Source organism: Marinobacter sp. ELB17, from assembly GCF_000169375.1.
GTDB lineage: Bacteria > Pseudomonadota > Gammaproteobacteria > Pseudomonadales > Oleiphilaceae > Marinobacter.
Genome location: NZ_AAXY01000028.1, coordinates 31,794 through 53,359 on the forward strand (window position 1 = coordinate 31,794; position 21,566 = coordinate 53,359).

Sequence of the window (21,566 nt, forward strand, 5' to 3'; positions counted from 1 at the left end):
AGCGCCCGGTTATTTACGGCCAGCGGTCCAGCGGAATCCCCAGTCGTACTGTTTGTCCAGAGCCTTATGGCCGCTGTGAAAAGTGACCTGCCGGGAGACGCGCACTTGACCGTCGTGATTGTCTATGCCGACCACAGCGCACATGCTGCCGTCCTGTTCGAACTCGTTCATCCGGATTTCGACTTCCGGCTGCCCCGGAACCAACACTCGAACAATGCCGTCCGTTTCCTTCCAATTCGGGACGCCTTCGTAAATGAATGCGTAAACAAGAACGCGCCTGATGTCGGCCCAGCGGTCCCCGTTGATCTCAAGCCACTCTCCGTCTGAAGTGGAGCCGGTACGATCATCCCCGAGCAATCGCACAAAGGGAGCCTGCTGGAAGTCACCGAAGCCGTTGCCAAGCGCCTGAACCACATGTCTCTTCCCGTCTCGCGTCTCTACGAACGCGCCCAGGTCAAGGTCGATCGCGACTGAGCCCCTCGAGAAAAAGCCGGTCTTTTTCTGGGTCTGGCTTTGATTCCAGTTCAGGTTGATCTGCATTTTTCCAAAACGACCACCCTCTTTCTTCAAAGAAACCGTGTTGTTCTGCTTGGTCAGACTCACTTTCGAGAGGTTGACCGAACGTGTTGACGGCGGGGGCACGGGAGTCGGGGTTGGACTTGGACTTGGAGTCGGGGTCGGGGTTGAATTTGAAGTTGGAGTCGGAATGGGAGCAGGCGCCGGGGTTGGAGGAGGCGCGGGTGTCGGAGCAGGCGCCGGCGGCGGAGTAGGAGCAGGCGGCGCCGGTTCGGCAACCTCAACGCCAAGGTGTTTCGCCAACGCGGCGAGCCCCCCGTTGAACCCTTGCCCAACAACCCTGAATTTCCAGGCCCCATTACGCTGATAAAGTTCGGCCAAAATAAGCGCCGTCTCTGTCATACCGGCGCAGGGAATGGCACCCCGTACTCCGCCCGCGTCCAGTGTAATCTCCGGGACTCGGGAGAAAGAGGCCCGATTCTCGTGAATCGTGGCAGTGAACACCACCTTTTCTACCCCGGCTGGAACTCGGCCAAGCCCCACAGCAAACCGGGCTTCGCCGTTTTCAGAGCCAGACAGCGCCACAGCGCCTCCGGCAACCGACGGCTGTCCGTAGAAACACATATCCGCATCTGACCGAACTTTGCCTGACGCAGTGACCAGAAAAGCAGACACGTCGATATCCGCACCCGGTATTGTGCCATGGCGGATCAAAACGGTTAGGTCATTCGAGGTGAGGGGCGCGTTTGCGCCAGGGCCCAGGACAGTCATCAGGAACTCCTTAATAAACCGGTGCGAGCCACCCCAAAATGGCGACCCGCCACCGAACTAGCCGATGTTCACGCCGTGTGCCGTGGCCAGTGGTCCTAGACCGCCCGCGAAACCGGCGCCAATTGCCTTCATTTTCCACTCTTCGTTATGCCGATAGATCTCACCAAAGATCATAGCGGTCTCGGTTGAGTAGTCTTCGGAGAGGTCGTACTTCGCAAGTTCAGCGCCGCCGTCCTGATTGAGAATGCGCATAAACGCATTGCTAACCTGGCCAAAGTTCTGATTTTTCTTTTCGGCTTCGTGAATCGTCACTACGAAAACCAGCTTTTTCACGTCCGCCGGGATTTTTGACAGATCGATCTTGACTTGCTCGTCGTCACCTTCACCTTCACCGGTGCGGTTGTCGCCGAGGTGCTCAACAGCGCCGCCAAGCCCAACCAGATTTCTGTAGAAAATGAAATCCTCGTCGGAACGCACCTTGCCGTTTTCACCGCAGATAAACACTGACGCGTCCAGGTCAAAGTCTGTGCCGTCAGTAACGCGCGGGTCCCAGCCAAGACCAACCAGGATGGAAGTGAGACCCGGAGCCTCTTTAGAAAGCGAAACGTTGCCACCTTTACTAAGAGAAATTGCCATGTCGTTTTCCTTTGCGAAATGTAAGTTGTAACCCGCCCGAATCAGACAGGTCAAGATTACAGGTTGCTACCAAACTCTTTGTACATCGTTATACATAGTCATACATCAAGGAGCCGCGACCCCAACGAATGCGTCAGCCACTCCGCTGTACTGAGCGAAGGTGAACAGCAGATACGAAACCGCCATGATCCCGCCAGCAATGCGGCCAATTCGACCGACAAACAGCAGGAACAGCGCGAACACAAACGTTACGGCAAGAACGATCAGCAGGTCAAACTGGCCGAACCGCGGATCGATCACCAGCGGCTTCACCACTGCTGTAATCGCCATCACCGACAGGATGTTGAAGATATTCGATCCGACAATCCCGCCAATGATCATATCTGACTGCCCCTTTCTAGCCGCCGCTACGGAGGCGGTCAGCTCAGGCAGGGAGGTCCCGAATGCAATCACGGTCATCCCGATCACCGCCTCGGGAACGCCCAGAGCGAAGCCGCCGGCCACCGCGCCTTGAACCAGCACTTCCGACCCGATCACAAGCGTTGCAATGCCAATTGTGACCATAACAAAAGGATTCCCGGGACTCGCGTCTTCGCCCTCGTCGTCTTCGTCGACTTCGATTTTACTCGCTTTGTACTGATAGGTTACATAGGCAACAATAGCGAAAACCATTGCCAAACCTGCCCAGCGGGGCAGGAGCCCGGCCCAGACGGCTACAGCCATAGCGACAGTAGCCAGAATCATAACCAGGGTGTCGACCTGAGCCTTTTTACGATCAAACACGATTGGGGCGATCATTGCCGAGATACCAATCACCATCAGCACGTTAGCGATGTTGGACCCGATCACGTTGCCAACTGAGATGCCTGCAAAGCCGCTGATGTTTGCGTTCACCGATGTAAACAGCTCCGGCGCCGAAGTACCAAAAGCAACGATGGTCGCCGCAATGAACATCTTCGAAAGGCCAGACCTTTCAGCAATGCGTACCGCTGAATCGATCGTGAGATCGCCACCTTTAACAAGAAGCCATACCCCAAAAAAAATAGCACCCAGCGCAATGACCGCGAGCTGATAGGTGGTTAATCCGTCCATTTATGATTCCGTTTGTCTAAAAAAATGAGGGCGGCATAAGCACCCTCGGTGAATTCTCTATTAAAGATCGAAATCGGCGGGTTTCAGCCCGAGTTCCAGACAGATCTCGCGCACGACAGCTTTTTCATCGTCATCAAAGGTTCCGTCTGACGCACCGATCGCGCAGGCAACGCGAACCATAACCCGAGCTTGCTCGTCGTTATCACGAAGGCGGCCGATCACTTTGAGCGCCTCGGCCTTACCGATCGCCGAATCGAAATCAAAATTCCCGACCACCTTCTCGAAGTAGGCAATCACGTCGGTCATGGCGAAATGCTTAAGTTCGTCCGAGTTCCGCATGTACCCCGCCATCTTCTGTTTCTCGTCAGAGGATACGGTTCCATCCGCCGCCGCCACCAGGGCACAGGAGGCAACAACGGCTTCCATAAAGGTGCGATTGCGGAACTTCGACACTTCCGCAGTCAAGCGGGCGCGGGCTTCATTACTTTTGTCTTTCAACCAGTTCAACATAGTTAAGCTCCTGCTAGATGACAGATTTCGAAACGCCGACCAGGTCGTCTACAGTGCGGCCGGTGGCCTGAACTCCGTGGGCTGTCATGCTCCAGCCGTCGCTGCCTTTTGACAAAGACGCCATAACAACGCCGGTGTGTGCGCCTTGCTCGCGCAGCGTGTAGGAGCAAATTTCACGCTGGTTAGTGTCGTCCACCAGCCGCGCGACTGCGTTATCGACTTCATTGAAGGTCTGACCGCGAAAGCTGTTGACGGTGAAGACAAGGTGCGCAGCTTTTGCGTCCAGGCGGGACAGATCGACCCGGATCACTTCGTCATCGCCGTCGCCTTCACCGGTCAGATTGTCGCCGTCATGGGTGATAGCACCGTTTGATGATTTGAGTTTGGTGAAACAGACTCTGTCAATTTCGTTCTTCGCGCTGTCAAAGACGAGTACGCTTGCGTCCAGATCAATGGACGCGGCGCCTCCGCCAAACAGCTTCGACAGGAAGCCGCCGCTGCTTTTCACCGGATCCCAACCCAGCCCCATGAATACACGGGACAGTCCCGGGTTGTCTTTTGACAGGCTTATCGCCTGGCCTTTCGATAGAGAAATACTCATTTTTTAATTCCTTTTATGACGTTGAAAAACAGTACAATTTTCTGCATCTGTTGTGCAATACTTTTTCCATTCCTTAATTAATCCTAATTTACCCTTTCAACCGGTACCGGTCTCTCGCTGATACCTGGCCTGCCCATACGAGTGACACCCGAACCGATCCGCGCGCGCCAGTGTGCGGCGTGCCCACGCGGCATGGGTTGCAGGCTCGCACATGACTCCACCAATCTGGAACACGGCACTCGCGTCCCGATCAAGGATTGCTCTAGCTGCGCGGAGATCCTCCTCCGATACGGAGAGCGCGCCTTCAATGATCGGGACTTGGGCCGGATGGATGGCGGTTTTTGAGACGAATCCCATTTGCACATCGCGTTCCACCTCACGGCGCAACGTCTCCGTGTCTTCAATGATGTCAAAGACCGGGGCGGAAACGGGAATCCCGGCCGGGATAAGGATCGACGCCGCCATCGATAAAAACCAGCTAAGCGGCCCCTCATAAGCCGTCATGCCACGCACTCGGCGCAGCGCCATCGAACCCAGAAGATCGTTTCCACCAATCCGGACCGCGGCGATCCGGTCCGGTCCGGCGCTCAGCAATAGATCCCGAAACTGAATCAGCCGGGCCGGATCGAAAAATTCCGGCGTCTCAAGCGTTGGCATGAGTTTCAGGGTGGTTCCTGACAGCAGCGAAATCCAGTCCGGGGCGGTTTCAGGCCGAGCCTTTGGCAGAACAAAACCGTCAATCTGGGTAATGCCGTCAATTGCCCGAAGCCGGCACGCCATATCATAAGACCGGGGCCGGATGAAAACCTGTGGCCGGCTGTCAATGCTACCAAGACGAGTCTTTAGCAGTTCCGTCAGGGTTCGGATGCCTTTCTCAATGTCCTCCTCACGCAGCGCGTCCTCCAGGCAAAGGACAATCGATGAGGCTGGCGACGGCGCCAATCCTGACACTATGTCTGGCACCTTCGGATGTATGGCGGGCATGTAGAGGGTAGCCCCCAGTTTATAAGCCGAAAACATATGAGACCCAAAGTCAGTCATTTAGTTTCCCTAATGAGCGTAATCGCCCGGTAAGGCCCGGTGAGGTCAGGCGCCTCAATCAGATTGACTCCGTCCTGACGGCAAAGATGAATGAGCGCTGCAAGGTCTGGGTCTTCGCTGAGCGATCGAACCAGAACGCATTCTGGCCGGCGCCGCAGAACCGCCCTTGTGGCCTCCGCAATGCCTGGTTTGATGCGGTTGCGGTTCTGCACTCCGAACCGCCTGGCAACCGCCGCAACGGTGCGGTCCGCCTCGGTGCGGAACCGGGCAGCCGCGGACGAATCCGCCTCTGGGCCCAACTCAACCCGGTCTTCCAGCGTCGACAACGCCACATCCACCCGATCGACAAACGAGCGCGACAGGTCAATGTCAGCAAGGTGATCCAGCAAAATGCAGCCGTGATAGTCCCCGGGGCCTATCAGGTCGGACCGGAGGATGGAGCGGGAAATAAGACCGGACACGTTACCGCCAAGAATGCCAGAGGGGATCAGCCAGTCCTCGCGGGATCCGCAGAGGTTTGCACGGCCGCAAGGGTCGGCGATCACAGCGAGCATTGGCTCCCGATCAGTGAGAGCACGCCAGGACTCTGTCAGCTCCGCCGTAATTGCCCCTTTGCCGGTCCACCCGTCAACGAAGATCACCCCATCAACAGGCCGCCGCGCAAGGACTTCCCCCATGGCCGCCTCGTCAAGACCGCGATCGCGGATGATCGAAATCCCGAAATGAGTGACGTCGGCGCCCAATCGGGCCAGATCGCGCTTGAGCAGTACCCCGTATGGCACTCCGGCCCGAACAAGGCTGCACAAGGTAATTTCCGGGTTCAACCGTCCCTGCTGGACCAGATCAAGGATTTGCCCCGCCAGAGAACGGATGTCTCGGGCGAGCCGCGGCACTCCAAGCCGGCAAGACTCCTCGAACAGCGACAGGTAACGGGCGTCTGGACGCCGCTCCTCGGAGATCATTTCCGAGTAATGGGTCACGCCGGCCTGAATTCGGCGCTCTTTCTCCTCCACCGGGGTGGGTTCAAGCGCGACCGGTTTCAGCAGAAATTCAACGTCTGTCGACAGATAGCTGCCTGAAAAAGGACGTTTTTCGGTATCAGTCAATGGGCGGCTCAAGGTGTTAGGTCCTCATCGGACATTCGCGCCATGAGGTCTGCAATCTGCGACCCGGACGGGGTCATGATGAAATCGCAAAGACCCATGAACGGAAGGTCCGTCAGGCTATCGCCGATGCCGATCAGCGGCGCCCCGCTGCCGCCTCTGATACTGTCTATCAGATGCCGACAGGCTTCCCGCTTTGAGATGCCTGTTGGCGTGAACGAGAGATTATTGCCGTTTGCGTGTTGCTGCAGACCGGACAGATCGAACCGACTTGCGAGGAGCTCCGCTGCGGCGGTGATACCGCTCTGAACGTCTTCCGCCCCGGACGCGTTCATCTTCACGCAGAAATAGACTGGTGCGCCGTACTCTTCGACGATCCAGCTGCGGGCCGCTGACCCAAGCTCCGCGCTAATAAGCGCAGACATGTCGAGCAGCAACGCTTCTGCGCTGCGCCCAATGTGCGCCGTGTGCGCGAGCCAATCCGGTTCTGCAATGCCCTCGCCGTTCAAAATCACCGCCCCATTGGCCAGAATAGCGCGCCGGGTGCCAAAATCGAGATGGACCCGGGAAAAGGCGTCGGTGCTACGGGCAGTCACCGGAATCACCGCTCCGGTTGCCCTCAGCGCCGAGAGCAGGCCCTGCTGCGCCGGGTTCATGTGGCCGTGGTGGCCGTTGGTCGCGGTGGTTACCCGCGTAAGGGCCTCGCCCTGCGGATGTTTGTGAAATGATCGAAAAAGAGTGTCGTCAAGATCCGTCAAGTAGATACATTGGCCCATTACGTCTTGAACTCCGTCACTTGGCCGGCTCCGTTAATGATGTGTCCGCGCCCGAGATAGGCCCGGAGCGTTGGGCAGATTCCGTCATCGCCTGTTTCGGTCATGATGATGACTCGAGCGCAGGGGCGTTCGGGGACATTGTGAAGATACATCGGTACGCCTACCCGGTAATGGTCTGGAAACACCACCTTGTGCCGGATAACCTCTCCGTTGAGGATCGGCGAACGGGTGGTTGCGACGAACGTTACATCCGCCCCTTCCTGCTCAAGGCGCTCAGCCAGCAGCATCGGACCCCAAACGTGCTCGCCGGTCCCGATCACAAGAACAGAGTCGCCTGCGGCAACCGTCGGCAGAGCGGTCGGAATCAAGGGCGTCATCAGTTCGATCGTAGATTCGACAGTTGATTCGACAGTCGGTTCAACAATCAGCTCCATCTGAAGCCCGAGCCGCGGCGCCTGAAACAGCGGATTCGGCACGGGATTCGGGTTCGGAACCCAGGCCGGAAGTGTCGCTTCCCCGGCCCAGATCGGGACAGCCGGAAGCGTTGCTTTAGCGTCCTGCTCCCATCGCCATTCCCCTCGAACTAAAGAGAACGCGTTCACCGGGATGCCAGGGCAGAGCTCCGCGATTGCCTGGGCGGCTCGTCCGTTGGACCAGTCGGTCAGGGTCAGAAGTAGGACACGTTTGACGTCTACCCCACCGTCACGAACCGCCTTGAACAAAGCCGCAAAGGTGTTTCCGGTGGTCGTCTCGTCATCCACAAGAACAAGCGTTCTTGCAGACCCACTTAAAAGCTCGCTCGACGTTGGCGCCATCACATGATGTGCGGTGGCGTGACTGTGCCCTTCCGAAAAGCTGACCCATTCCCGACCCGCAACCGGGTGGCGGGTGGTCGACAGGTAGAGCAGGTCCGCTTCGGGCCGCCGCTCCCGGATGCGCCGAGCCGCGGCGGCTCCGATTCCAACCGCCGTCTCCGCGTAACCCATGACCAAAAGAGGGCCGCCAAGCAGCGCATCGGGAATCTGATCGACGATTCCGTTAACCGCATCAAAATGGTCCCGCGGTCTGACGGGGATATGGCGCCCAAGTACGGTGGATACGAAAAGAAAGCTGCGCTTCGGGTTGATACGCTCCGCAATCCGGAATAATTCGCCGTCTGTCGGAGCTGCGATGGTCCGCAGCTCAAGAACCCCGGTGTTCAGAGGATGTCGCGTGATAACCGGTGTTTGTTGCATCCGCTCAGTCGTCCCTCCCCGACTTATCGGACCGGCTCGACGTTTGCTGGTCGCTCTGCAGCCATTCATCGTGACCAGCATCGCTTGCCGGGGATGATTTTGAGGATGATGAGGGCGAAGACGAGGGGACATTGTCCGCACGCCCGGGCGTATGCCGGGCACGCAATTCTGTAAGCTTACCGGACGCTCGCTTAAACGCGCGGCGCGCTATAAACCCCAAGCCTAAAAGAAACACCAATATAACGATGTTGAAAATCGGGATATGACGGTACCCGGGCTCGACAGGCCAGGCTGAGGTCGCATTCGGGAACATCGACAGAAGCGGGAGCCGCCAGCCGTAATGGCGAATAGCAACTGCCGTGCCCTTCTCTTCGCGGGCAAAGACAGCCGCTTGCGTCTGGAGATTCGCGGAGTTGAGCTTAAAATAAAGCCATGAGTCTTCGTTGCGGAATACGCGGACTTTGTCGCCGCCGATCAGCCGGGTTTGAATCATGTAAACGTCTCGGGTTCCCACCTCTACATCGGTGCGCTTGACCTCAACGCCGACCACCTCGACAACGGAGACACGGGGCAACACATAATGCAGGGCCAGACCCATAACAATCAGGCAGCACCCGATCAGGATAATTTTGAGTTTCTTCATATGCAGTTCCCTGGAGTTCTATTTTGCTCTGACAATTTTTTGGGCTTCAGTTTAACAGCCTGAGTGAGTGTGTCACAGCGACACTGCGCGGTCTTGCAGGAGTTTAATCGACTGTTTAAAACGCTGCTGCGGATATTGGGCAAACGGGCAAAAAATACGTTGCTCGAGTCCCATAATGGGACTATGGTTCCAGGCATGAGAATAATTGCACTGTCGTCACTGAAAGCCTTCTGGGAAAAGGCTCCGGAATATCAGGATGCCCAAGAGCCAACATTGGCCTGGCACCGTTATGCCGCGCACGCCGACTGGGGTTCACCTGCCGGGGTAAAGCGTGACTTCAGGAATGCCAGCATCCTTAAAGATGGTCGGGGGGTGTTCAATATTGCCGGGAACAAGCGGTGATTTGCAACCCAGTTGTCCATATAGCTGCACTTAAGCAGCCTGTTTATTACGCTCAATTTCCTGCAATTTTCCAGGGTTGAGCGATACGGCTCCGGCGACTGCCCAGTTTCGAGTATCACCAGACCAACGCCTAGGATTCAGACTCTTTGCTCGTTCATAAACCGCTTCACGTTTGGCTAACAACTCTGCATCAACACCCTGGTGCCGTTGTGCGGGCGTCACGAAGTTGATGCCGCTGTGCAGGTGCTCTTCGTTGTAAGCCTGCTCGAACAACAGCATCCATTTGCGCACCGCCGTTAGTGATGAAAAGCCCTTGGCTGGCCATTTTGGACAGTACTTTAGCGTCTTGAACAACGACTCTGAGTAAGGGTTGTCGTTGCTTACTCTGGGTCGGCTGTGAGACATCAGCATACCCAGGTCTGCCAGCCGCGCTTTCAGCGTGTAGGACGTCATCGGCGCGCCGTTATCTGAGTGCAGCACCGGTGGGTTTTGCCAACATCTCTCGCGTAACAGAGCTCGATCAATGAGCTTTTTGGCAAGCTCGCCGGACTCTGATTCGTGGATTTCCCACGCCACGATTTTGCGACTGTAGATGTCCATGATCAGGTACAGATACCAGTGCTGACCGCGCACCTCTGAGGGGCAATAGCTGATGTCCCAGCTCCACACCTGGTTCGGGCCTGTGGCGGTAAAGCTGGTGGGCTCAGGGACCTTGCGCGGCGGTTTCATGCGGCCCCGATGATTCACTTGCTGGTACTTTTGAGCACTCGGTAGAATGAGGACTCAGAGGCCAGGTAAAGCCCTTTATCAGCCAGTCGAGGCACGATCTGGGACGGTGGCAAGCTCTGGTACTCCCGTTCATTGCAGGTGTCTAGAATGGCCGCTTCTTCAGCGTGAGTGAGCTGGTGTGGCTGCACAACGCGCTCCGCTTGCGGGCGTTGATCTTCCGCTACAGCGCCATTAGCCTGTCGCCAGCGCTTCAACGTGCGCTGACTCAGCTCCATCAAGTCGGCCGCCTTGTACCGGGCTGCGCCACTGGCGACAGCTTCGTCATAGTCGTTTAAAAGCCTTGTACGTTCGGTCAGCGGTGTTAACTGTCCTCGCTGTCCGGGTCCTCGCCGTACAAGGCTTCGAGCTTTTTTGACAGCACCAACAATGAGGTCGTTTCTGCCAGAACCCGATCCTTACGGCGCACTTCCGCTTGCAGCTTCTTGATGGTTTTGCGGGCATCACGCTGCTGCTTCTGAGCGGCTTTCCCTTGCCCTTCTTGCAGACCGGCACCGTGTAGGCAGGCGTCTTTCCAGCGTTGTACCTGCTCGGGATACAGACCTTTCTGGCGGCAATACGCACTCAGTTCAGCTTCGGACATAGACGCCGTTTCGATCACGACGGCTAACTTGGCATCAGGAGACCAATCGTCTCCAGCATTACGATAACCCGGCACAGGCACCCCTTGTTGTCGACACTGTTTTAACCAATTGTACAGAGTCACATCCGATAGGCCTTCCTCTGCGGCCACCTGCACCACACTGCGGTTCTGCGGAGGTAACAACTTCTTCAACACGGCCGCTTTACGTTCCTCGGAATAACGTGGCATGACTGCTCTCACTCCGCCCAATCTGACATGAATTTAGGCGAAATCGCCAACTGGACAACTAGGCTGGCAGAGGGGGCAAGTATCGACTTGTTGTTTGGATCAACTATGCGTATCGGGTTGTATACGTCCGCTTTATTGGAACCCATGCGCAGTACGACAAAATAGATGCGCAAACCATTTAACCGCCGGAGGAAAGATTATGGACATCAAACCGATTAAAACTGATGCCGACTACCGTGCGGCCTTGAAAGAAATTGAAAGTCTGATGATAGCTGGGCCTGATACGCCTGAAGGCGAAAAGCTGGATGTCATGGTCACATTGATTGAGGCTTATGAAGCCAGGCATTTCCCGATGGATTTTTCTGACCCTGTTGAGGCCATCAAGTTCGAAATGGAACGCAAAGGCTTAACCGTGAAAGATCTGGAGCCAATGATCGGCAAAAGCAATCGTGTTTACGAAATCCTCAATCACAAACGTTCGCTGACTTTAAAGATGATCTGGAAGCTCCACCAGGGTTTGGGCATTCCAGCAGAATCTTTGATCAAACCACCTCAAGCTCACGCTTAGTCACTCTTTACAGTAACTTTTGAAGGCCGGAAAGAATTCTACAAACCCACAAAGCCCAGCATAACGCTGGGCTTTGTGGGTTTGTAGAACGGTCGCTGTCAGTCAACGCCCAATCTGCCGGTTATTCCCACTCAATCGTCGCTGGCGGCTTCGATGACACATCGTAAGTCACCCGTGATACGCCGCTGATTTCGTTGATAATGCGGTTAGACACGGTTTCCAGCAGTTCGTACGGCAGATGCGCCCAGCGGGCGGTCATGAAATCGATGGTTTCTACGGCGCGCAGTGCAATCACCCCTTCGTAGCGCCGGGCGTCGCCTACTACGCCTACCGATTTCACCAGCAGCGCGAAAGCGATGGTTTTTTAGGTGAACAGTTGAAGGTGGTTAAATGTGACACTAAGAACCTGTAGAAACCGCAGAGCCCCACTTCAGGCCAGCCTTTGAGGTTTCTGAGGCCTTCCGTGAACGAGAAGATAACGATTAAAAAGCCACCTAAATCGTGGACACGATCGATTTTCGCTTACGCACAGCACTAGAAACGAGCACGTTAAATACTCCGACCATTAAACCCAACATAGCAGCTAAAATTGCATAGAGCACTGGCTTACTTTGTGAACTGGTGGTCGCTAAAGACAAATCGTAGGCCAGCCAACTGGTAACGTCGTCATCGGCAACGGAGCCTTTGGCAGACATAATTTGCTGCATAGACACATCATTATGAATCGAAGACAGCTGCGTCTTAATGGAGACGTACGTATTATTTATAGCGAGACGATCCTCTTTTGAACGCGAAAAAAGAAGATCAATTTCCTTGTCAATAGCTTTAAAGCCGCGCAAGTAAAACGGGATGTCCGATGAAGTGACACTCAGTGAAACACCTGTATTTTGCGATTGAAATAACCCGTTTCCATTTAGGGAATTTTTCTCAACCCCTAATTCTTTTGCGATTGCGGTTTGCTCATTTAAATACAACAAACGTTTAGCAAGATCCAGATTTATCGCGTCTTCTAATGCGACTAAATCTGCATTCAGCCTTTGTTTCTTATTTTTATTACGTATAGAAACAGTGCGTGCTAGTTCGTCTATATCTGAAAGAATTGTTTGTCGAACGTTCGCCAACACGTCCTCTATCGACTGAGTAAAAATCTTTTTACTCTCATTAGAGTCGCGCCACTCATAATCAAGGCTCCAATGGTTTCCATTTTCCGACGGCGGCAAGATCTCGAAATTTTTAGCCATGTATACAAGAAAATCATTTCGATCTTCAATCTCTATAGCTTGAAGACGCTGTTTAATATAGTCACTCTTTTCCAAAATCTTGACAACTTCGTCGTAATCTGCAAATTCAGTAACGAACATATCAAATACGGACTGTGAACTTATCGCATAGCTGAACCCACTTTGCTGTAACGTTTCGTTAACCGATGAGTACTTTATAAATGAGGAGCTTGGCGCTTTACTCAGCGCCGTTGAGCCATTATATAATTCAGGCTTCAATACATTAACCGCAATACTTATAAGCACGGCTAATATTACAATACCAATTACTCTCCACCTACCATCCCACACCGTTTCAAAAATTTCGAACAAATCGATTTCATCATCATAAGGAACCCGTGAATCTGACATCAGAGGCCCAACTTTAACACTGAGGCCAGCGCATATGCGGAAGCTATACACGATGCGACTACAACAGCGATAAATACCTTGGCGCCCAGCGTAAAACGTGTTGATTTTTTTACGCTATTAGAATTGGGGGGGGGGGGGGGTAGAGACATAATAATTAAAATCCACTAGTTGATTGTTTAGCAGTGCCGCGAGCGGCCGCACCAATGCTTTAAATAAAAACGTGCCTTTCTGCTGTTACCTTTGCGCGCTGTATACAGAATGTACTCTATATGAAGACATGGAAATTTTAAACTATTTTTAATGTTAAAGAAAAAGGCCGATGGAATCAACCATTGGTTCTTAAACCTTCACTACCCCATAGCCGACCGTTTCACCAGCAAGAAGACCGCGCTCGCAACTCTCGAGCCTCAATACTCTCGGTCTATTTTACAAACAGAACAGCAGCCAGCGGCTTGCTGTTCTGTTTGATCTGATTTGTCGACTGCTGTGTTTTCACTAGCATGGTGCCAAGATGGGTTTTTGCCTCGTTGACTGAAAGCGCTCATCGTCGCGGACCTCGATATCATTCGATTAGAGCACTTTAATTGGCCTAAAAACTTTTAGTGAATTTAGAACCCTGCAAAACCAACAAAGCCCAGCGTTATGCCGGGCTTTGTTGGTTTCTGCTAGGTATTTTTATCCGTCAGCGCAGGACGCTCACTTACTCCCATTCTATGGTCGCTGGCGGCTTCGACGACACATCGTAAGTCACCCGTGATACGCCGCTGATTTCATTAATAATGCGGTTAGACACGGTTTCCAGCAGCTCGTAAGGCAGGTGCGCCCAGCGTGCGGTCATGAAATCGATGGTCTCTACGGCGCGCAGTGCGATCACCCATTCGTATCGGCGGGCGTCGCCTACTACGCCTACCGATTTCACCGGCAGGAAGACCGCAAAGGCCTGACTGGTTTTGTGGTAATAATCGGCGCGGTGTAGCTCTTCCAGGAAGATGGCGTCAGCGCGGCGCAAGATGTCGGCGTAATCTTTTTTCACTTCGCCGAGAATGCGCACACCCAGGCCCGGGCCCGGGAACGGATGGCGATACACCATATCGTAAGGCAGGCCAAGTTCAAGGCCGATGCGACGCACTTCGTCTTTGAAAAGCTCCCGCAGCGGCTCTACCAATTTCAGCTTCATGGTTTCCGGCAGGCCACCCACGTTGTGGTGGGATTTGATCACGTGGGACTTGCCGGTTTTGGACGCAGCCGATTCGATCACGTCCGGATAAATAGTGCCCTGAGCCAGCCAGTTTACATTCTGGATGCGGGTGGCTTCTTCATCGAACACGTCGATGAAGGTGTTACCAATCACTTTGCGCTTCTGTTCGGGATCGCTGACGCCTTTGAGGTTGGTCAGGAAGCGTTCCTCGGCGTCGGCGCGAATGACTTTTACGCCCATGCTGCTACCAAACATGTCCATCACCTGGTCGCCTTCGTTCAGGCGCAGCAGGCCGTTGTCAACAAACACGCAGGTTAGCTGATCGCCAATGGCTTTGTGCAGCAGCGCCGCGGTCACCGAGGAATCTACCCCGCCAGACAGGCCCAACAGCACTTTGTCGGTGCCAACCTGTTCGCGGATTTTTTGCACGGCGTCGTCGACAATCTTGGCCGGCGTCCACAGGGCTTCGCAGCCGCAGATGTTCATCACAAAGTGTTCCAGAATGCGCTTGCCCTGCAAGGTATGGGTCACTTCCGGATGGAACTGCAGGCCGTAAAGATTGCGCGACAGGTCTTGCATGGCTGCGATAGGCGCGCTTTCGGTGGAGGCCAGAAGTTCAAAACCTTCGGGCATGGCAACCACTTTGTCGCCGTGGCTCATCCACACGTCCAGCAGAGATTCGCCGGTCGCGGTCAGGTGGTCGGTGATGTCTTGCAGCAAAGGGCCCTTGGCGCGCACTTTTATCTGGGCGTAACCAAACTCGCGTTTTTCCGAGCTGGCTACCCGGCCGCCCAGCTGCTCTGCCATGGTTTGCATGCCGTAGCAAATACCCAATACCGGAATTTCACGATCAAACAGGCCATCAGGCGCGCGGGGGCCACCCAGCTCGGTGACCGACTCAGGACCACCGGCCAGCAGAATACCCTTGGGGTTGAACGCGTCGAGCTCTTCAGCAGTGATGTCAAAAGCGCGCACTTCGCAATAAACACCAATGTCCCGAACCCGGCGGGCAATCAGCTGGGTGTACTGGGAACCGAAATCTAGAATCAGGATGCGGTGATCGTGAATGTCGTGGGCCATGGAATCCTCGGGGAAATTAGCAATGCGGCCCCAACAATGGGGCCGCATAAAAACAACCTGTAATCAGCTAACGCGGTAGTTCGGTGCTTCTTTGGTGATGGTCACGTCGTGAACGTGACTCTCGCGCATACCGGCACCGGTGATGCGCACAAACCGAGGCTTGTTGCGCATATCGGTCATGGTGGCACTGCCGGTGTAACCCATCGCGGCGCGCAGGCCGCCCATCAGCTGATGAATAATGTTGCGCATCGGGCCTTTGCACGCCACGCGACCTTCAATCCCTTCGGGAACCAGCTTTTCTATGCCTTTACTGGCGTCCTGGAAATACCGATCGCTGGAGCCCTGACCCATGGCGCCGATTGAACCCATGCCCCGATAGGCCTTGTAACTACGCCCCTGGAACAGTTCGATTTCACCCGGGGCTTCGTCGGTGCCGGCCAGCAGGCTGCCGATCATCACACAGTGGGCGCCGGCCGCAATAGCCTTGGCAATATCACCGGAGAAGCGCAAACCGCCGTCGGCAATCAGCGGAACGTCACTGTTTTTCAGGGCCTCAGCCACGCTGGACACCGCTGAAATCTGCGGCACTCCCACACCAGCTACAATGCGGGTGGTACAGATAGAACCCGGGCCGATACCCACTTTCACCGCATCTGCGCCGGCGTCAACCAGGGCAAGGGCGGCTTCAGCTGTGGCGATATTGCCGCCAATCACCTGCAGCTCAGGGTAATGTTCCTTGATCCAGCGCACACGATCGAGCACACCGCGGGAATGACCGTGGGCCGTATCCACCACAATTACATCAACACCGGCTTCCGCCAGAGCAATCACGCGGGCTTCGGTATCACCGCCGGTGCCGACGGCCGCGCCAACCCGCAGGCGGCCCTGATCGTCTTTACTCGCCAGCGGGTAGTCTTTGGACTTCTGGATGTCTTTTGCTGTGACCAGTCCGCGCAGCTGGAAGTTATCATTCACCACCAGGACTTTCTCAATGCGGTGGCGGTGCAGCAGTTCTTTCACCGATTCCAGATCAGCGCCTTCTTTCACCGTAACCAGCTTTTCCTTCGGCGTCATGATGTCACGCACCAGCGTGTCCATGCTGCTCTCAAAGCGGATGTCGCGACCCGTTACAATGCCCACCAATTCGCTGCCGTCGACTACCGGCAGGCCGGAAATATTATTGGCCATGGTAATTTCAACCAGCTCGCGTACGGTGTTCTCGGGCTTGACCGTAATCGGGTCTTTTACCACGCCGCTTTCGAACTTTTTCACCTTACGCACCGCGGCGGCCTGCTGCTCGGCGCTCATGTTTTTGTGCATAATGCCAATGCCGCCTTCCTGGGCCATGGCAATCGCCAGCTCTGCGTCTGTTACTGTGTCCATGGCCGCCGACACCAGCGGGATATTCAGTGTGATGGTTCGTGTCAGGCGAGTGCGAAGATCGGCTTCGTGGGGCAGAACCTCGGAGTAACCGGGCACCAACAATACGTCATCAAATGTGAGAGCTTCTTCGGCAATTCGCAGCATTGGGATCGGCCTTTTGAACGTGCTAAATTTAAACCTTGGCAAGGCCACAGAAAGTGCCGTTGCAAAGTAGAATCCTTAATAGATCTATTATAAAGATCTGTTGCAGCCCAGTAAACCGCACAGTTTCCCACCAAAGGTTGCATGCATCTGAATTTTAAGCAGTTTACATCCAATTTATTCGGCTATTGCGTATAAAAATATGGGGAGTTTTCGGTGAATGATGCCTTTCAGGACACCCGGCCGCGGGCGCTCAGCGTTAGTGAGCTGAATCATCAGGCCCGTCACCTGCTGGAAACCAGCTTTATGCAGGTTTGGGTTGAAGGCGAATTGTCGGGGTTTTCACGCCCTTCCTCCGGGCACTGGTACTTTTCTCTGAAGGATCGTAACTGCCAGATTCGCTGTGCCATGTTCCGCGGCGCCAATCAGCGGGTTCGCCCGGCGCCAAAAGAAGGCGAACTGGTGCGAATTCGCGGCAAAGTGACCTTGTACGAGAACCGCGGCGACTTCCAGATTATTGTCGAGCATCTGGAGCCAGCCGGCGCGGGCGCCCTTCAGCAGGCGTTTGAAGCGTTAAAGTTAAAGCTCTTCAACGAGGGCTTGTTTAGCACCGAGCGCAAAAAACCCATACCCGCCCTACCCCGGCATATTGGCGTGGTTACCTCCCCAACCGGTGCTGCGATTCACGACATACTCACTGTGCTGGCTCGGCGTTGCCCGGGCATCCCCGTCACACTTTACCCAACCGCGGTGCAGGGCCAAGCCGCAACCGCAGACATAGTCGCTGCCATCGGCCGGGCTGTCGCCCACAATCGCGCGGACGTGCTTATTATTGGCCGCGGCGGCGGTTCGTTGGAAGATTTGTGGTGCTTTAACGAAGAGGCCGTAGCCCGCGCCATTGCCGCCTGCCCGATAGCCACCGTCAGCGCCGTGGGGCACGAGGTAGACACCACTATTGCCGATTACGTAGCCGATTTGCGGGCGCCAACACCGTCGGCAGCGGCGGAAAAAATATCGCCAGATCAAAGCATCTGGTTACGCCAATTACAGGCCATCAGCGAGCGCCTGCAGGCTGCAATGGGGCGCCAACACACGGCGCTTGAAAACAGACTGCTGCAGCTTTCCACGCGATTAAAGGATCCGCGCCGCAGCCTGCAAGAAAAAGCGCAGCGCCTGGATGGGCTGGATCTGCGCCTGAGCCGCGCCATGGCGCAGCTGACCCAGCGCTTGCATATGCGTACCGACCATTTGCAGCAGCGCCTGGCCATGCAATCACCTAACAGGCAACTGGCCAGCGCCGGCGAACGTGTGTTGCGGGCAACAACAGGCTTGAATCTGGCCATTCAGCAAGCTCTTAAAAGCCGCCGTGAGCAACTGGATTACACAGCGCAAACCCTGAATCTGGTCAGCCCGCTGGCCACTCTGGGGCGGGGCTACGCCATTGTAAAAGACGACCAGGGCAAGATTGTGCGGCATGCCGGGCAGCTTGAAGCCGGCCAGGCCATCAGCGCCCGTGTGGCCAACGGCACTGTTCACGCCCAGGTGACGAGTTGCGATGAATCTTAATGCAGTGCGACACATTTTGATGGAGCGTAGCAACGCTTAAAAACACCTCGTTTTGTCGTGTGATTGCTTTAATTCAGGCCTGCGCCAGCAAATCTACTCCCATGGTCTACTGGTTGCATGACGGAAACGGCCTAAAGTGGTTCACAAGTGCACTAAGAATAAACACTGACACTGTGAGGTGGAATGAATGGATTACAACGCAGAATTTACACACTCAATCAGCAGACCAGACGATTTCTGGCGTGAAAAAGCCGCCGACATCGAGTGGATTAAATTTCCGCACACCATCTGGCAGGCCAAAGACAACGGCCACGGTGACTGGTTTACCGATGGCGAATTGAACACCAGCGACATTGCTCTGGACGCCAACCTTCGCGCCGGCCGTGGTGAACAAACCGCACTAATTTACGACTCACCGGTGACCAACGCCCAGCAAAGCTACACCTACAATCAACTGACCGATGAAGTCGCACGTTTTTCCGGCGCCCTGAAAGCCCGCGGCATTGCAAAGGGCGATCGCGTCGTTATCTACATGCCGATGATCCCTCAGGCGGTGATTGCGATGCTGGGCTGTGCTCGTATTGGCGCGGTTCATTCGGTAGTGTTTGGCGGCTTTGCGGCCCACGAACTGGCCCTTCGCATTGACGATGCAACGCCCAAGGCGCTCATTACCGCGTCTTGCGGCATCGAAGTCAGCAAGGTGATTGCCTACAAGCCACTGGTGGACAAAGCTCTGGAACAGGCTAAACACAAACCTGAGTTGTGTGTTGTGTATCAGCGCCCGGAAGCACTGGCGAGCCTGCAAAGCCCCAGAGATGTGGACTGGAACGAACTTGTTCGCGACGCCAAGCCAGCAGCCCCGGTCGCCGTCAAGTCGACCGATCCGCTGTACATTCTTTACACCTCCGGCACCACCGGTAAACCCAAAGGTGTGGTGCGGGACAACGGCGGCCACGCCGTGGCACTGAAATACAGCATGAAGCTGGTCTACGACGCCAGCCCCGGTGATGTGTTCTGGACCGCATCGGATGTGGGCTGGGTAGTGGGTCACAGCTATATTATTTACGCGCCGCTGTTTGCCGGCTGCACCACCGTGCTGTATGAAGGCAAACCGGTTCGCACCCCCGACGCAGGTGGTTTCTGGCGCGTGATCCAGGATCACAAGGTCAATATTCTGTTTACCGCCCCAACCGCTTTTCGCGCGGTGCGCAAAGAAGATCCGGAAGCGGATTTTTTAAAGAAATACGACATCAGCTCGCTGAAGCGCATCTATCTGGCCGGCGAGCGCCTGGACCCGGCCACCTACGACTGGCTGCGTGAGCATACTCATTTGCCAGTCCTTGACCACTGGTGGCAAACCGAGACCGGCTGGGCCATTTGCTGTAACCCCGCCGGTATCGAAATGATGACCACTAAACCCGGTTCCGCCACCATGCCGTCCCCCGGCTACGATGTTCAGATAGTTGATATACGCGGCAATCAGATGCCAGCGGGTGAACAGGGCCAGATCGCGATAAAACTGCCACTACCACCGGGCTGTCTGCAAACCGTTTGGGGCGATGATAAGCGTTTCCGTGAAAGTTATCTCGACGCTATTCCCGGCTTTTACAGCACTGGTGACGGTGGCTTTGAAGATGAAGATGGTTATATTTTCGTTATGGGCCGCACCGACGACGTCATTAACGTAGCCGGCCACCGGTTATCTACCGGTGAAATGGAAGAAGTGGTGTCGTCTCACCCGGCGGTCGCTGAATGCTGCGTGGTTGGCGCCCATGACGATATGAAAGGCCAGATTCCGATCGGGCTGGTGCTGATAAAAGATGGCGCCACCATTGACCATGACGAGCTGGAAGACGAGCTGGTAGAAATGATGCGTGACAAAATCGGCGCCATTGCCTGCTTTAAACGGGCCATGGTGGTTGACCGCTTACCAAAAACACGTTCTGGCAAGATTCTGCGCCGGGTTATACGCCAGATTGCAGACGGCGAGGCCTACAATGTGCCAAGCACCATTGATGACCCGTCCATTCTGGAAGAAATCAGCGACCAGTTCCGGCCTCGGTAAATATTCCAAAACAGCGCCCGAAAGGGCGTTGACGGCGCCTTCGTCCGGTCTATACTGGGGTGGCAGTATCTAAAGCCCCTACGGGGGGAAATCAGAAAAGCTCCGTTTATAGGAGCTCATGTGAAATACAGGAAAGATCGATGTCTGAGACCACAACTGGCCACGTGAAGTGGTTCAACGAAGCAAAAGGCTTTGGCTTTATCGCCCAGGAAGACGGCAGTGACGTATTCGTTCACTTCAGTGCCATCAACGCAGACGGTTTTCGCACCCTGGCTGAAGGCCAGAAAGTGCAGTTTACTGTAACCGACGGCCCTAAAGGCCCGCAGGCAGAGAACGTAACGCCTGTTTAATAAGGGCTGTCGCTGATAAAGCGTGACCAGTCAGAAAAACGGGCCGATGATTCACCGGCCCGTTTTTTTATGGCTGATTTTAAGATCAGACGCTTAACGCCTCATCGACCGCTTTTGCGCTAGCGTGAACACCGGGCACAATCTGGGCCACCGCATTCAATAACGCCTGTAAGGTCGCCGACGTGGTGTCCTCCGCCAGGGCTGCTGCGCTGCATGTCTGGCCGTTAGCCTGCAAACGAATACACGCCATGGCATTGGCCGAAGTGCCTGCGCCCAGGGCGAACTCGTCATAAGCCTCTACCGCAAGGGTAATGGAAAAACGCTGGGCCAGCGCCGCTGCTACTGCTTCCACCGCCCCTGAGCCATAACCTTGCAGCGTAACCGGACTGTTTTCGTTACCGATCACCAAATCCGCACGTACACCTTGTTCGTTGCGATGAAGATCGTAAGTGCGTAACGCCCAGTCTGCCTGCACCGCAAGATAGCGAGCTTCAAACAGGCGATGAATGCTCATCGAATCGATCTCGCCACCGTTGTTTTCCGCTTCACGCTGCACCACTTTGCTGAATTCAATTTGCAGCCAACGTGGCAAGCTGATGTTGTAATCCCGCTCCAGCACATAAGCCACGCCGCCCTTGCCAGACTGGCTGTTGATGCGCAC

18 protein-coding genes and 4 pseudogenes are annotated in these 21,566 nt (G+C 55.2%); 6 read left to right on the forward strand and 16 right to left on the reverse strand.

All coding sequences use genetic code 11. From position 1 onward, the window contains the following. Window positions 1-9: 9 nt before the first annotated feature. From MELB17_RS19480 to MELB17_RS19525, 10 genes are all read right to left on the reverse strand, one after another. On the reverse strand, window positions 10-1,287 hold the full coding sequence (locus MELB17_RS19480; protein WP_007352059.1) for a TerD family protein: 1,278 nt from the start codon (window positions 1,285-1,287) through the stop codon (window positions 10-12). A 57-nt stretch (window positions 1,288-1,344) separates the two neighbouring features. Then, window positions 1,345-1,923 carry a TerD family protein gene (locus MELB17_RS19485; RefSeq protein WP_007352060.1) on the reverse strand — a complete coding sequence of 193 codons (579 nt, stop codon included), beginning with the start codon at window positions 1,921-1,923 and terminating at the stop codon, window positions 1,345-1,347. Between the two features lie 105 nt (window positions 1,924-2,028). Further along, window positions 2,029-3,015 (reverse strand): calcium/sodium antiporter, encoded by a 987-nt coding sequence (locus MELB17_RS19490; protein ID WP_007352061.1) that lies wholly within the window; start codon window positions 3,013-3,015, stop codon window positions 2,029-2,031. Between the two features lie 60 nt (window positions 3,016-3,075). After that, a complete protein-coding gene (locus MELB17_RS19495; protein WP_007352062.1) occupies window positions 3,076-3,525 on the reverse strand; it encodes a tellurite resistance TerB family protein in 450 nt (149 codons plus the stop codon). Between the two features lie 13 nt (window positions 3,526-3,538). Further along, a complete protein-coding gene (locus MELB17_RS19500; protein ID WP_007352063.1) occupies window positions 3,539-4,126 on the reverse strand; it encodes a TerD family protein in 588 nt (195 codons plus the stop codon). Between the two features lie 96 nt (window positions 4,127-4,222). Further along, on the reverse strand, window positions 4,223-5,167 hold the full coding sequence (locus MELB17_RS19505) for an HpcH/HpaI aldolase/citrate lyase family protein (protein WP_007352064.1): 945 nt from the start codon (window positions 5,165-5,167) through the stop codon (window positions 4,223-4,225). Further along, entirely contained in the window at window positions 5,164-6,285 is a 1,122-nt protein-coding gene (locus MELB17_RS19510; RefSeq protein ID WP_007352065.1) for a cysteine protease StiP family protein, read from the reverse strand. The genes MELB17_RS19505 and MELB17_RS19510 overlap by 4 nt, the downstream gene beginning before the upstream one ends. Then, window positions 6,282-7,028, reverse strand: coding sequence for a hypothetical protein (locus tag MELB17_RS19515; protein WP_227498989.1), 747 nt, complete (start codon window positions 7,026-7,028; stop codon window positions 6,282-6,284). Before MELB17_RS19515 ends, MELB17_RS19510 begins: the two co-directional genes overlap by 4 nt. Window positions 7,029-7,045: 17 nt before the next feature. Further along, the gene (locus tag MELB17_RS19520; protein WP_007352067.1) at window positions 7,046-8,281 is read right to left on the reverse strand and encodes a phosphoribosyltransferase domain-containing protein; all 1,236 of its coding nucleotides are present in this window, start codon (window positions 8,279-8,281) and stop codon (window positions 7,046-7,048) included. Between the two features lie 4 nt (window positions 8,282-8,285). Continuing rightward, on the reverse strand, window positions 8,286-8,924 hold the full coding sequence (locus tag MELB17_RS19525) for a DUF1523 family protein (RefSeq protein ID WP_007352068.1): 639 nt from the start codon (window positions 8,922-8,924) through the stop codon (window positions 8,286-8,288). Window positions 8,925-9,119: 195 nt separating this feature from the next. On the opposite strand from MELB17_RS19525, the pseudogene MELB17_RS19530 reads away from it, so the two are divergent. Further along, a pseudogene (locus tag MELB17_RS19530) lies at window positions 9,120-9,320 on the forward strand (type II toxin-antitoxin system HigB family toxin); the annotation flags it as partial. Between the two features lie 36 nt (window positions 9,321-9,356). Here MELB17_RS19530 and MELB17_RS19535 read toward each other — a convergent pair. Beyond that, window positions 9,357-10,923 (reverse strand): annotated as a pseudogene (locus MELB17_RS19535) (IS3 family transposase). Between the two features lie 71 nt (window positions 10,924-10,994). On the opposite strand from MELB17_RS19535, the pseudogene MELB17_RS24405 reads away from it, so the two are divergent. Together MELB17_RS24405 and MELB17_RS19545 are read left to right on the forward strand one after the other, a co-directional pair. Beyond that, window positions 10,995-11,105, forward strand: a pseudogene (locus tag MELB17_RS24405) (type II toxin-antitoxin system HigB family toxin); the annotation flags it as partial. Between the two features lie 17 nt (window positions 11,106-11,122). After that, window positions 11,123-11,491, forward strand: coding sequence for a helix-turn-helix domain-containing protein (locus MELB17_RS19545; protein ID WP_007352072.1), 369 nt, complete (start codon window positions 11,123-11,125; stop codon window positions 11,489-11,491). Window positions 11,492-11,612: 121 nt separating this feature from the next. On the opposite strand, the pseudogene MELB17_RS24075 reads toward MELB17_RS19545, so the two are convergent. The 4 genes and pseudogenes from MELB17_RS24075 to guaB all read right to left on the reverse strand — a co-directional run. Continuing rightward, window positions 11,613-11,831 (reverse strand): annotated as a pseudogene (locus MELB17_RS24075) (GMP synthase (glutamine-hydrolyzing)); the annotation flags it as partial. Between the two features lie 154 nt (window positions 11,832-11,985). Next, window positions 11,986-13,122 carry a Wzz/FepE/Etk N-terminal domain-containing protein gene (locus tag MELB17_RS19550; RefSeq protein ID WP_007352074.1) on the reverse strand — a complete coding sequence of 379 codons (1,137 nt, stop codon included), beginning with the start codon at window positions 13,120-13,122 and terminating at the stop codon, window positions 11,986-11,988. Window positions 13,123-13,822: 700 nt separating this feature from the next. Further along, window positions 13,823-15,400: a glutamine-hydrolyzing GMP synthase gene (gene guaA, locus MELB17_RS19555; protein ID WP_007352076.1), complete on the reverse strand. Its 1,578-nt coding sequence runs from the start codon at window positions 15,398-15,400 to the stop codon at window positions 13,823-13,825. Between the two features lie 63 nt (window positions 15,401-15,463). After that, window positions 15,464-16,927, reverse strand: a complete 1,464-nt coding sequence (gene guaB / locus MELB17_RS19560) for an IMP dehydrogenase (protein WP_007352077.1) — start codon at window positions 16,925-16,927, stop codon at window positions 15,464-15,466. A 213-nt stretch (window positions 16,928-17,140) separates the two neighbouring features. Between guaB and xseA the strand changes: the two genes are divergently transcribed. From xseA to MELB17_RS19575, 3 genes are all read left to right on the forward strand, one after another. After that, window positions 17,141-18,490 (forward strand): exodeoxyribonuclease VII large subunit, encoded by a 1,350-nt coding sequence (xseA, locus tag MELB17_RS19565; protein WP_007352078.1) that lies wholly within the window; start codon window positions 17,141-17,143, stop codon window positions 18,488-18,490. A gap of 187 nt (window positions 18,491-18,677) precedes the next feature. Then, on the forward strand, window positions 18,678-20,555 hold the full coding sequence (locus tag MELB17_RS19570) for a propionyl-CoA synthetase (protein WP_007352079.1): 1,878 nt from the start codon (window positions 18,678-18,680) through the stop codon (window positions 20,553-20,555). A 140-nt stretch (window positions 20,556-20,695) separates the two neighbouring features. Next, the gene (locus tag MELB17_RS19575) at window positions 20,696-20,905 is read left to right on the forward strand and encodes a cold-shock protein (RefSeq protein ID WP_007352080.1); all 210 of its coding nucleotides are present in this window, start codon (window positions 20,696-20,698) and stop codon (window positions 20,903-20,905) included. An 85-nt stretch (window positions 20,906-20,990) separates the two neighbouring features. On the opposite strand, the gene MELB17_RS19580 is transcribed toward MELB17_RS19575, so the two are convergent. Further along, on the reverse strand, window positions 20,991-21,566 hold a 576-nt coding region (locus MELB17_RS19580; protein WP_319795892.1), incomplete at its 5' end, for an alpha-isopropylmalate synthase regulatory domain-containing protein.

Bases quoted from the DNA above. Each gene is read 5' to 3' on its own strand.
- MELB17_RS19480 (WP_007352059.1), bottom strand. From the start codon at position 1,287: ATGACTGTCCTGGGCCCTGGCGCAAACGCGCCCCTCACCTCGAATGAC.
- MELB17_RS19485 (WP_007352060.1), bottom strand. From the start codon at position 1,923: ATGGCAATTTCTCTTAGTAAAGGTGGCAACGTTTCGCTTTCTAAAGAG.
- MELB17_RS19490 (WP_007352061.1), bottom strand. From the start codon at position 3,015: ATGGACGGATTAACCACCTATCAGCTCGCGGTCATTGCGCTGGGTGCT.
- MELB17_RS19495 (WP_007352062.1), bottom strand. From the start codon at position 3,525: ATGTTGAACTGGTTGAAAGACAAAAGTAATGAAGCCCGCGCCCGCTTG.
- MELB17_RS19500 (WP_007352063.1), bottom strand. From the start codon at position 4,126: ATGAGTATTTCTCTATCGAAAGGCCAGGCGATAAGCCTGTCAAAAGAC.
- MELB17_RS19505 (WP_007352064.1), bottom strand. From the start codon at position 5,167: ATGACTGACTTTGGGTCTCATATGTTTTCGGCTTATAAACTGGGGGCT.
- MELB17_RS19520 (WP_007352067.1), bottom strand. From the start codon at position 8,281: ATGCAACAAACACCGGTTATCACGCGACATCCTCTGAACACCGGGGTT.
- MELB17_RS19525 (WP_007352068.1), bottom strand. From the start codon at position 8,924: ATGAAGAAACTCAAAATTATCCTGATCGGGTGCTGCCTGATTGTTATG.
- MELB17_RS19545 (WP_007352072.1), top strand. From the start codon at position 11,123: ATGGACATCAAACCGATTAAAACTGATGCCGACTACCGTGCGGCCTTG.
- MELB17_RS19550 (WP_007352074.1), bottom strand. From the start codon at position 13,122: ATGTCAGATTCACGGGTTCCTTATGATGATGAAATCGATTTGTTCGAA.
- guaA (WP_007352076.1), bottom strand. From the start codon at position 15,400: ATGGCCCACGACATTCACGATCACCGCATCCTGATTCTAGATTTCGGT.
- guaB (WP_007352077.1), bottom strand. From the start codon at position 16,927: ATGCTGCGAATTGCCGAAGAAGCTCTCACATTTGATGACGTATTGTTG.
- MELB17_RS19570 (WP_007352079.1), top strand. From the start codon at position 18,678: ATGGATTACAACGCAGAATTTACACACTCAATCAGCAGACCAGACGAT.
- MELB17_RS19575 (WP_007352080.1), top strand. From the start codon at position 20,696: ATGTCTGAGACCACAACTGGCCACGTGAAGTGGTTCAACGAAGCAAAA.